Source organism: Blautia sp. AF14-40, from assembly GCF_003479665.1.
Classification (GTDB): domain Bacteria; phylum Bacillota; class Clostridia; order Lachnospirales; family Lachnospiraceae; genus Fusicatenibacter; species Fusicatenibacter saccharivorans.
This window is the reverse complement of the sequence record NZ_QUHK01000003.1, coordinates 49,711-60,756: the sequence shown is the minus strand read 5'-3', so window position 1 is coordinate 60,756 and position 11,046 is coordinate 49,711. Positions and strand designations below refer to the sequence as shown.

General features: G+C 45.5%; 8 protein-coding genes and 1 tRNA gene. 8 read left to right on the top strand and 1 reads right to left on the bottom strand.

Annotated features, from left to right (window positions below; genetic code table 11):
- Positions 1-149 precede the first annotated feature (149 nt).
- A tRNA-Gly gene (locus DWW13_RS03395) sits at positions 150-221 on the top strand.
- A gap of 520 nt (positions 222-741) precedes the next feature.
- Entirely contained in the window at positions 742-1,269 is a 528-nt protein-coding gene (locus tag DWW13_RS03385; protein WP_117509337.1) for a flavin reductase, read from the top strand.
- A gap of 304 nt (positions 1,270-1,573) precedes the next feature.
- Here DWW13_RS03385 and DWW13_RS03375 read toward each other — a convergent pair whose 3' ends face one another.
- Positions 1,574-2,758 carry an MFS transporter gene (locus tag DWW13_RS03375; RefSeq protein WP_055227985.1) on the bottom strand — a complete coding sequence of 395 codons (1,185 nt, stop codon included), beginning with the start codon at positions 2,756-2,758 and terminating at the stop codon, positions 1,574-1,576.
- Positions 2,759-3,063: 305 nt separating this feature from the next.
- Between DWW13_RS03375 and DWW13_RS03370 the strand changes: the two genes are divergently transcribed.
- The 6 genes from DWW13_RS03370 to DWW13_RS03345 all read left to right on the top strand — a co-directional run bounded on the left by DWW13_RS03370 (position 3,064) and on the right by DWW13_RS03345 (position 11,031).
- Positions 3,064-3,939: a LysR family transcriptional regulator gene (locus DWW13_RS03370; protein WP_117813786.1), complete on the top strand. Its 876-nt coding sequence runs from the start codon at positions 3,064-3,066 to the stop codon at positions 3,937-3,939.
- Between the two features lie 207 nt (positions 3,940-4,146).
- Entirely contained in the window at positions 4,147-5,559 is a 1,413-nt protein-coding gene (locus DWW13_RS03365; RefSeq protein ID WP_117813789.1) for an amidophosphoribosyltransferase, read from the top strand.
- A gap of 95 nt (positions 5,560-5,654) precedes the next feature.
- A complete protein-coding gene (locus DWW13_RS03360) occupies positions 5,655-7,214 on the top strand; it encodes a response regulator transcription factor (RefSeq protein ID WP_117813791.1) in 1,560 nt (519 codons plus the stop codon).
- A 198-nt stretch (positions 7,215-7,412) separates the two neighbouring features.
- Positions 7,413-8,354, top strand: a complete 942-nt coding sequence (locus tag DWW13_RS03355; RefSeq protein ID WP_226906294.1) for an ABC transporter permease — start codon at positions 7,413-7,415, stop codon at positions 8,352-8,354.
- 38 nt (positions 8,355-8,392) lie between these two features.
- On the top strand, positions 8,393-9,304 hold the full coding sequence (locus DWW13_RS03350; RefSeq protein WP_117804701.1) for a carbohydrate ABC transporter permease: 912 nt from the start codon (positions 8,393-8,395) through the stop codon (positions 9,302-9,304).
- Between the two features lie 56 nt (positions 9,305-9,360).
- Positions 9,361-11,031, top strand: coding sequence for an extracellular solute-binding protein (locus DWW13_RS03345; RefSeq protein ID WP_158579738.1), 1,671 nt, complete (start codon positions 9,361-9,363; stop codon positions 11,029-11,031).
- Positions 11,032-11,046 lie beyond the last annotated feature (15 nt).

Sequence of the window (11,046 nt, the reverse complement as noted above, 5' to 3'; positions counted from 1 at the left end):
CTGATGGAGAGCGAAAATTGAGGGAATCGTAGATACTTTTGATTTTTTTTGAAAAAAATTGAAAATAGGTATTGACAAATGAGGGGAGTTCCTGTATAGTATCATTTGTAAGGTGCAGCGAGCACTTAGCAAGATAAAAATTAATAAATGCGCGAGTGGCTCAGGGGTGGAGTACAACCTTGCCAAGGTTGGGGTCGCGGGTTCGAATCCCGTCTCGCGCTCTACTGGAAACCGGAATGTGTAAGCATTCCGGTTTTTGCGTTGTGGAAAAATAGATGAAAAAGAAATCTTATTTTTAAAACTTAAGAATATTGCATTTTAAATTTTCATATGCTATAATGCCGATAGGCAATGAAATGAATGGCTTGCAAAGTCAACAAAAGCCCCACGAGCTGCAACTCGTGGGGCTTTCTGTGCCTTTTGGGCAAGGCGGCTTAAACCTTAGGCTGGCTGCCAGTTATTTCTTACCGTCCAGCCATTTGCAGATATAGTAGGCTACTATACTTGCCATAACGGAAAGAAAAAATGAAATGAATAGTTCTTGTACTGTCAACCCTCCCTTCTCTGCCTGTCTGGGAGTGGCAACGTTCATTAGTATAACATACAATTCTTATTTCTAAAATAAAAAAATTCCCTGTTTTTATAAAAATTCAAGGCTTCGAAAAAAAGTTCTTGCCCGGTAGTTACTACCGTACGGTATGCTAAGGATAACAAAGCAAATCAGCGAAAGGGGAATGTAGTATGAACATTACGATGGAGAATTTTAAAACCGCAAAGTATGATGTGTTTTCTATTTTTGATGACCGCTGGGGTTTGTGTACTGCGGGTACGCCAAGGGAGTATAATACGATGACGATCGGATGGGGTACGATGGGGACGATCTGGGGACCGCCAAAGAAAGGAAAGCAGATCATTACCGTATTTATCCGGGAAAGCCGCCGGACGCATCAGATTCTGCAGAAGGAAGACGAGTTTACGGTCTGCTTTTTTCCAGAGAAATATCGGAAGGATCTTGGAATCCTGGGATCAAAATCGGGAAATGATGTGCCGGATAAGATCAGTCTGACCAGTCTGACACCGAAGATGCTGGGAAATGCGGTTGGATTTGAAGAGGCAGAGCTGACCTTTGTCTGCAAAAAAATCTATGCGGTCAGAATGGAGAAAGAAGATCTGCCGGAATTTACGCGCGATACTTTATATAAAGATGGCGATCTCCATTATCTGTATATGGGCGAGATTGAAGATGTCTTTGGCATGATTGAGGAATGAAACAGGAAAATTGGCGTGATGTATCAGTATTTCTTATCACAATCTTGTATATACTGCACCGGGCAGAAAGGCATCAGACTGCGTGAAATGCGGAAAATGTGAGAAAGTATGTCTGCAGCACCTGCAGATCAGAAACCTGCTGGAGGATGTGGTGAAAGAGTTTGAAGCGGAGCGTGCTTGAAAAAATTTCCGAAATTTACAAAAAGTACATCTGATCAGGGAGTAACCTGATCAGATGTACTTTTTTGTACGCAGTATATCAGAGTTTGATCCAAGGGGACCATTCTGCTGCAGAATAATTGGATTAATAGTTGGCTTTATAAGAATTTCTCTTTTCCGCCGTTACGCGGTGCATCCGCTCTGCCATTACAACCATCAGAATCAAAATGGCCATCAGGAATACCGGATACAGTCCGAAGGAAATATGCTGGCCGAGAACACCGAAAACCGGCGGCATCAGGCAGGTTCCGACGTAAGCAAAGGCCATCTGGATGCCGATGATTCCCTGGCTTAAGTCGGCACCGAAGTTTGCCGGTGTCTCATGAATGATGGAAGGATAAATCGGCGCACAGCCAAGTCCGATCAGGATCAGGCCGATAAAAAGAAGGGAATCGCCAAACGGCAGCAGCATCAGAACCGCACCAACGGCGATGAAAAACTGTCCCAGACGAATCATATTCTGATCGTTCAGCTTCATGGTAACGAAACCGCAGATAAAACGTCCGATGGTAATACCAATGTAAAACAGGCTGGCCCAGCTTGCGGCACGCTGTGCATCAATACCGCGGAACAGCGTACAGTAACTTGCAGCCCACATGCCAGCAGTAGATTCCACTGCACAATAACAGAAAAAGCAGATCAGCACCTCTTTGACACCAGGAACACGGATCAGACTGGAAAAACTCCGCTCCGCCGGAACAGAGGTATCCTCTTCGGCAGCTCCGGCAGGTTTCTGCCAAAGAGGAAGGCTTAAGAACAAAACCAATGTCAGCACAATCTGGAAAATGGAAATGATAAGATATCCTTTGTTCCAGTTCAGGTGACTGATTGCCCAGCTCATCACAACAGGGCCGGTACTGCAGCCAACACCCCACATGCAGTGCAGCCAGCTCATATGGCGCGCCTTATAATGAAGCGCAACGTAGTTATTCAAAGCGGCATCGACGCTTCCGGCGCCGAGACCGTAGGGAATTCCCCAGAGGCACAGGGCCCAGAAAGAATGGCTGATGGAAAAACCAAACAGTGCCACAGCGGTTGTCAGAACACTGACAGCGGTGACCTTTCCGGTGCCAAACCGTGTGTTCAGCCGGTCACTGTTCAGACTGGAAACAATTGTTCCGGCAGAGATAATCATGGAAATGATACCGGCTGCGGAAACGGAAGTTCCCAGTTCCTGGTACATGACCGGCCACGCAGAGCCGAGCAGAGAATCCGGCAGTCCAAGACTGATGAATGCCAGATAAATGACAGGCAGCAAAAGTGAAACCATAGTAAAACCCTCCTGATACAAAAAATTATCATAGGAAATCAGAGAAAAATGCGCGTGTTTCTGATTTCTGTGGATAGCAAACAGGTACAGAAAATTTGCGTTAAGTTTAACGCAGAACCTCTGTACGCAACAATTTCAAAGTATCATACTTGAAAAAAAGAATCAATACTTTCTTTTCAGAAAACAAAAAAAGCGATATAGTAGAAGAAAGAAAATTCTTTCTGAAAAACAGGAAGGAAAAGAAATAAAGAGCAAAATAAAACAAAGACCAGAAATAAAATGAGAGAAAAACGAGAGGGAGACATATGGAAACAAGAGTACTTCGCTATTTTCTTGCCGTAGCACGGGAAGAAAACATCAGCCGTGCGGCAGAGATGCTGCATATTACGCAGCCAACCTTAAGCCGTCAGCTGTCCCAGATGGAAGAAGAACTGGGAGTGATCCTGTTTGAAAGGGGAACAAGGAGAATCCGGCTGACGGATGCGGGAATCCTGCTGCGCCGCAGGGCAGAAGAAATTATCGGGCTGATTGATAAGACAGAAAAAGAACTGGCAGAGCAGGAAGCACTGATCGACGGACATGTGACAATCGGATGCGGAGAGACAAGGTCTGTGAATGTTCTGGCAGATCTGATCGAAACCTTCAGCCAAAAATATCCGAACGTGACGTTTGATCTGGTGACGGGAACAGCAGATGTATTGAAAGAGCAGATGGATCGTGGTCTGATGGATGTTGCACTGCTTCTGGAGCCGGTTGATGTGGGAAAATATGAGTTTGTGCGTCTGAAAGAAGGAGAGCGGCAGCAGGTGCTGATGCGCCCGGATGATCCGCTGGCACAAAAAGAAGTCGTACATCCGGAAGATTTAAAAGATCTTCCGTTGATCCTGCCAAGAAGACAGGATGTGCAAAATGAGATTACCAACTGGTTCGGAGCATATTATCAGAAGCTGAATGTTCGATTTACCTGTAATATGCCGACGAATGGAGCAAAAATGGTTCGGAAGGGACTCGGGTATCTCATTACGGTGCAGGGAGTCTCCGAACTATGGAAGGAAGACGAGATTGTCGGACGATTCTTAGATCCGCCGATCATCTGCCGCAGTGTTTTTACCTGGAAAAGAGAACAGCCATTCAGCCTTGCCGCAACGAAGTTTATCGACCATATCCGGGAAAATTTGTGAAAACAGCCAGAAAATGATTTATTAACGTGAGTTATTTTCGTGAGCTAATTTATTAGAAAAACTTTACAATCCGGGAAAAATCGTGTTACACTATAACAGAAAAGAAAGTATGTGCAAATCGAAACGGTGTAAAAGGACCATGGCCCGAATTACCGATACGTTTCGCATCACAAGGGAGAAAAAATACAAAAGAGAGGTAAACGACAAATGGGAGGCTTTTTTGGAGTTGCATCAAGAGAAGACTGTACGCTGGAACTGTTTTATGGAGTAGATTATCATTCTCATCTCGGTACAAGACGAGGAGGAATGGCGACCTATGGAGCAAATGGTTTCAGCCGTGCAATCCACAATATAGAAAATTCCCCGTTTCGTACAAAATTTGAGCGCGATGTAGCAGAGATGGAAGGCCATCTTGGTATCGGATGCATTTCCGACTATGAACCGCAGCCGCTCCTGATCCAGTCACATCTTGGAAGCTTTGCGATTACAACCGTTGGAAAGATTAACAACATGGACAAGCTCCTGGAGAATGTTTATGGAAACGGACGGACGCATTTCCAGGAAATGAGCACCGGACAGATCAATGCCACAGAGCTGGCAGCATCTCTGATCTGCAGCGAAAAAACGATTACGGAAGGTATTCGTCATCTGCAGGATGTGGTGGATGGCTCCATGACGCTGCTTTTGATGACGAAAGACGGAATTTACGCCGCCCGTGATAAAAAAGGCCGTACGCCACTTGTCATTGGTAAAAAAGAGGGCGCTTACTGTGCCTCCTTTGAAAATTTTGCTTACCTGAATCTTGGCTATACCGATTATCATGAACTGGGACCTGGAGAGATCGACTTTATCACACCGGAGAGCGTGGAGATGCTTGTTCCGCCGCAGGAGGAGATGAAAATCTGCTCTTTCCTGTGGGTTTACTACGGCTATCCGACAGCATCGTACGAGGGGATTAACGTCGAGGAGATGCGATATCACTGTGGTGCCATGCTTGCAAAACGTGATGCGGGAAGTGATGTTCACCCGGATCTCATTGCCGGTGTGCCGGATTCCGGTATCGCCCATGCGATTGGCTACGCCAATGAGTCTAAAATTCCATTTGCAAGACCGTTTATCAAATACACTCCGACCTGGCCGCGTTCCTTTATGCCGACCAATCAGGAGCAGAGAAACCTGATCGCACGCATGAAACTGATTCCGGTACAGGCACTGATCGATCAGAAAAAGCTGCTTTTGATTGATGATTCCATTGTGCGCGGTACACAGCTTCGGGAGACGACTGAGTTTCTGTATCAGAGCGGTGCAAAAGAAGTTCATGTCCGCCCGGCATGCCCGCCGCTGCTGTATGGATGCAAGTTCCTGAACTTTTCCCGTTCCAAATCCGAGCTTGATCTGATTACCAGACGGATCATCCTCGAAAAAGAAGGAGAAAATGCAGAAAAAACACTGGAGGAATATGCAGATCCGAAGAGCGACCGCTACGAATCCATGTGCCAGGAAATCTGCCGCCGTCAGAACTTTACCAGCCTCCGGTATCACCGCCTCGATGATCTGGTAGAATCCATTGGACTGCCGAAGTGCAAAATGTGTACCTATTGCTTTGACGGAAAAGAATAAAAAGGATATAATAGTTTTTAAGCAGGCCAACTGGCAGAATATTCTATGTAAGTGGAATCTGCCGGCTGGCCTTAAAAAATATTGGGGGCTTTTTTATGGCAATTACTATTCTGATCGTGGATGATGATAAGCTGCTGGTCGATAAGCTGGAAGAGACTGTGAACTGGAGTAAAATCGGAATCGATATGGTTTTTACGGCAAACAATATCCGCCAGGCGCAAAAACTGCTGGAAGAATATCCAATCGAAATGCTTTTGTGTGACATCGACATGCCACAGGGAAACGGGCTGGAACTGCTCGAATGGATCCGATATAAAAAACTGGATATCGAATGTGCCTTCCTGAGCAGTTATGCAAATTTTGCCTATGCACAGATGGCGCTGAAACTTTCATCCAGAGAGTATCTTCTGAAACCGATTTCCAATACAGATCTGGAAATCGCGCTTCTTCGTTTGGTCGAGATTGTAAAGGAAAAACAGCAGAAGACAAAAGCACAGGAAAATACAGAACAGAAAGAAAAGAAACTATGGGAAGATCTTCTGATCCAGTGTATGCAGGAAGAATACTGGATCGAGCAGGCAAAAAAGAAATATGACGATCCGGAAGAAAAATTCTGCCTGATCCAGCTGCGTGTTCTGGAGATTCCTTCGAAAGAATATTATAAAAAAGAAATCAGTCTGGAGAATTTTGTGATTGAGAATGTCACGACAGAATTTTTTGAAACAAGAGGGCGGCGTGTGGAAGCCATTGTCCATGCCAGTGATCTGGAGTGGGCGATTGTACTGCGGAACGTGATCCGAAATGCAGGGGATGAAGAAAAGCTGGAGGAATGGAGAAAGTGTCTTTCCGGTGCGGTTCCGGCAAGATTCTGTACCTATATGGGAAAACCCGTTACGCTGGAAGAGATTCCAAAAAGCCGGGATAAACTGGAAGAAATCGAAAAATACGCCGTGCCGGATGAGACAGGAATTTTGTACGAAGACCGCTGGTACTTTGTGGAACGTGAATATCAAAAGCCATCCTGGAAAACGTATCTTGCAGAAATGGAGCAGACGGACTCTGTGCAGCAGGTAAGGAAATCTCTGCAGGGCTATATTACACAGCGCCGGGCTGCGGGTGGAATGCGAAAAGATTTTACCGTTCGTTTTATCGGAGAACTGGTTCAGACGGTTTATGGCTATTTAAAAGACCGTGGAATCGCTTTTGAACAGATTTTTGAAAGAGAAGAATTCGAGCACAGAAGACGAGAAGCCTGTCTTTCTGTAGTTGGAAGCCGGGAATTTATCGAATATCTGTTTGCTGTACTGGAGGGACAGAAAAAGAGCGAAACACACAGCGACAATGTGGTGGATCAGCTGAAAAAATATATTGAACAGAATCTGGGAGAAGATCTCTCACGGCCGGTGCTGGCAGGAAAAGTCTTTCTTTCGGAAGATTATGTTTCCAAACTTTTTATGAAAACGACGGGAATGTCGTTGCCAAATTATATCGCCGAGCGCAGAATTGAACGGGCAAAAGAATATTTGCGCACATCATCCCTGCCGATTAGCAAAATTGCGATGGAAGTCGGGTACGGAAATTTTTCCTATTTCAGTAAAACGTTCCGGGAGCTGGTTGGATGTACGCCAAATGAATACCGGAGCCGTCAGAAATAACAAAAAAATGGTGTCAATAACAAAAAAACGTGATAGATAACAAAAAACAGATTTTACTTAAAAAAAGACGTTGCGAAAACGTCTTTTTTTTAATATACAGACTGCCGGAAAATGTTAGAAAAATGAGGCGAGTTTTTGTATAATATGTTCATCGGTTGAGACGAGAAAAAGAAATCTAAAGGAAAGAAGGGATGATATGTGAGCGCCAACCATAGTAAAACCAAAAAGAAGAGTTCCATAGGATTTGTAGAGGGAGTGAGAAGAAGCAGGCCATTATATTTACTGATGCTTCCTTCCATTATCATTTTTGCACTGTTTACGTACTATCCGATGTACGGAATTGTGATTGCATTTAAAAACTTTACACCTGCGGAAGGAATTATGGGAAGCAGCTGGGCTGGGCTGAAATACTTCAAACAGTACTTTAACTCCTATCAGTTCGGTCTGACCATTAAAAACACAATTATCATCAGTCTTTACACCATCGCGGTAACATTCCCGCTTCCGGTTATCATGGGACTGCTGGTTAACCAGATGAAGGCACAGAAGTTTAAAAAATTCTTCCAGGTATCAACCTATCTGCCGCACTTCATCTCCACCGTTGTTATGGCCGGAATGCTGATCCTGTTTCTTTCCCCAAGTACAGGTATTATCGCAAAGCTGGTGGGACTGCTTGGATTCAAGCTCCCGAACCTGATGGGAAGTGCAAAAGCATTCCCGCACATTTATGTATGGTCTGAGGCATGGCAGCATGTAGGATGGGACAGTATCCTCTATATCGCAACGCTTTCCTCTGTAGACCCGAGCCTGTATGAAGCGGCAACGATGGACGGTGCCAACAAATGGCACAAAATGATCCACATCGACGTTCCGGCTCTGCTGCCGACGGCAACCATCATGTTTATCATGAGAATGGGAAGCGTTATGAGCATTGGATTTGAGAAGGTTTACCTGCTGCAGAATACACTGAACAGTACTTCGAGTGAGATCATTTCCACCTATGTGTATAAGATGGGTCTTGTGAGCAGCCAGTACAGCCTTTCCGCTGCAATTGGCCTGTTCAACAACATTATCAACCTGATTCTTCTTCTGGCGGTCAACTTCATTTCCAGTAAAATGAGTGATACCTCACTGATCTGACAGAATTTTGAGCCTACATAGGAATGGAGAGCAAAAATATGAGTAAAGCAAAAGCAGTATCAACAAATAAAGTAAAGAAATCCAGAGAAGACTGGATTTTCGATATCATCCTGTATACGATCGGCGTGCTTCTGATCATCATCACCCTGTATCCGATGTACTTCATCATCATTGCATCGTTCAGTGATCCGGCAGCCGTATCCAACGGACAGATTATGTTCCTTCCAAAAGGAGTTAACTTCAAAGGCTACAAACAGCTGGCGAGCTACGCAAAGCTGTGGACCGGCTACCGCAATACGATTGCTTACGTAATTATGGGAACGCTTGTGACACTCGTTGTCAATATTCCGGCTTCCTACGCGCTTTCCAGAAAGCATTTGTATGGAAAAAGATTTTTTACAGCATTTTATCTGATCCCGATGTTCTTCACCGGCGGTCTGATCCCGACCTACCTGGCAGTACAGAGATTTCATCTGCTGGATACCTTCTGGGTTATGGTTGTTCCGTTCTCCGTTGTAACGTATTACATCATCGTAGGACGAACGTTCTTCAACAACAGTATCCCGGAGGATCTCTGGGAGGCGGCGCAGCTGGATGGATGTGGATACCTTGGATTCTTCTTCAAGATTGTGCTTCCGCTTTCCAAAGCCGTTATCGCTGTTATTGCCCTGTGGGCAGCAGTAGGACAGTGGAACTCCTACTTTAATGCATTGATTTATATCCGAAGCGAAAGTCTGCAGCCGCTGCAGATTGTCCTTCGAAGCATTCTGGTCGGCAATCAGACCATGAGTGCCATGAGTACCGGCGCTGCAGCCGTTGAGGCAAAGCAGATGGCCGATCTTATCAAATACGCGATCATCGTGGTTTCCTCCGCGCCGATCATGTGTATGTACCCATTAGTGCAGAAATACTTCAATCAGGGTGTTATGCTCGGATCACTGAAAGGCTGATCCTGCGGACAGGAGAGAAGTATTGCAAATAAAAAAATCATAAAGGAGAGATGATGATGAGAAAGAAAACGAAAATGGCCTGGAGCGTTGCTCTTTCGGCCGCAATGGCAGCCGGACTGCTTGCAGGATGTGGAAGTAATGGAGGAGCGGAAAGTACGAGTGGAAGCACTGCAGCAAGTTCTGCCAAGACAGAATCTTCTGCCGGCGATACAGCAGATACCAGTGACCGCCCAACCTACAAAATTGCAACGGTAAGATGGACCGATACCTGGCCGACCGATTTCCTGCATGAAGGCGTCATGAAAGAAATCGAGGACAAGATGAATATCAACATCGACTGGCAGGTTTATTACAACAGTGACTGGTCCGAGCAGAAATCTCTGCTGCTGGCTTCCGGAGACCTCCCGGATGCATTTCTTGGCTCCATCTGCTTAACACAGGCAGATATGGCACAGAACAAATCGGCATTCCTGGATCTGACAGATCTGATCGAAAAAGATATGCCAAACCTGAAAGCAGCCTTTGAGGCTGATCCGGAACTGAAAGCAGTCTGCACCAGCCGTGACGGAAGAATCTACAGCTTACCGAAGAAGCTTCCGCTTCGTCCGAAGGTTTGCGGCGATGTTATGTGCATCAACCAGGAATGGCTGGATAACTTAGGACTGGAAACTCCGAAGACCTATAAAGAACTGGAAGAGGTTCTTGTTAAATTTGCGACAGAAGATGCTGACGGCGATGGCGATCCGACCAACGAGATCGGTATCACAAATGCAGCAGGCAGCGGACTGTTAAGCGGTGATCTGCGTCACATCCTTTCCCCGTTCGGAACCATGGTAAGCCGTGACGGAAACTACATGGGACTGAATGGCGAAGGAAAACCGGTCTTCATGCCGATGGAAGAAAATTACAAAGAAGCAGTAAAATGGATGCGTCAGTTATGGGAAGAGGGCGTTGTTGACCCTGAGTACTTCACACAGGACGGCTCCATGCAGACAGCAAAACAGCAGGCAGATGGCGGTTCTCAGGTAGGTCTTATCTTTGGATGGACTGCAGATGCTCAGGTTGGCCCGAACGTAGATCAGTTTAAGACCCTTGAGGCAGTAGAAGGCTACGATGGAAATCACTACGTAGAAGCAGCAACCAATTACCTTGATATCTCCGACCGTGAGCTCATGATCTCCAAAGACTGTAAAGATCCTGACACCCTGCTGAAATGGGCGGATGAATTTTACACAGATCTTGCATCGTTACAGACCTTCTATGGTACGATCGGAAGCCAGATCACAGACAATGGCGACGGAACCTACAATGTAGATGTGCCAAGCGATGGATCTTCTCTGGATACTTCCGCATGGTCCAACTCCTTACGTGACTTCGGACCAAAATACATGAACGAGGATTTCTATGACAAAGTTTCTCTTCCGGAAGATCAGGGTGATGGTATCAAACTGGCAGACGATGCAATCAACGAGAAATATGTTGATACTGAGAAAAACTGCGGATTCCCGATGGTTCAGTATACCGACGAAGACCTTTCCAGAATCACTGCAATCGGAACCGATATCTATAAATACGTAGAAGCACAGTATGCTCACTGGGTAGTAGACGGCGGTATCGATGATGAGTGGGATTCCTACATCGATCAGCTGAAAGCTATGGGCATTGACGAGTTCCTTCAGATTCAGACAGATGCTTACAATGCATACAAAGAAAATCTGGCAAAATAAACAGAAAAAAATATT

Excerpts from the sequence above, each read along its gene's own strand:
- DWW13_RS03360 (WP_117813791.1), top strand. The coding sequence starts at position 5,655 with ATGGCAATTACTATTCTGATCGTGGATGATGATAAGCTGCTGGTCGAT.
- DWW13_RS03365 (WP_117813789.1), top strand. The coding sequence starts at position 4,147 with ATGGGAGGCTTTTTTGGAGTTGCATCAAGAGAAGACTGTACGCTGGAA.
- DWW13_RS03345 (WP_158579738.1), top strand. The coding sequence starts at position 9,361 with ATGAGAAAGAAAACGAAAATGGCCTGGAGCGTTGCTCTTTCGGCCGCA.
- DWW13_RS03370 (WP_117813786.1), top strand. The coding sequence starts at position 3,064 with ATGGAAACAAGAGTACTTCGCTATTTTCTTGCCGTAGCACGGGAAGAA.
- DWW13_RS03375 (WP_055227985.1), bottom strand. The coding sequence starts at position 2,758 with ATGGTTTCACTTTTGCTGCCTGTCATTTATCTGGCATTCATCAGTCTT.
- DWW13_RS03350 (WP_117804701.1), top strand. The coding sequence starts at position 8,393 with ATGAGTAAAGCAAAAGCAGTATCAACAAATAAAGTAAAGAAATCCAGA.
- DWW13_RS03385 (WP_117509337.1), top strand. The coding sequence starts at position 742 with ATGAACATTACGATGGAGAATTTTAAAACCGCAAAGTATGATGTGTTT.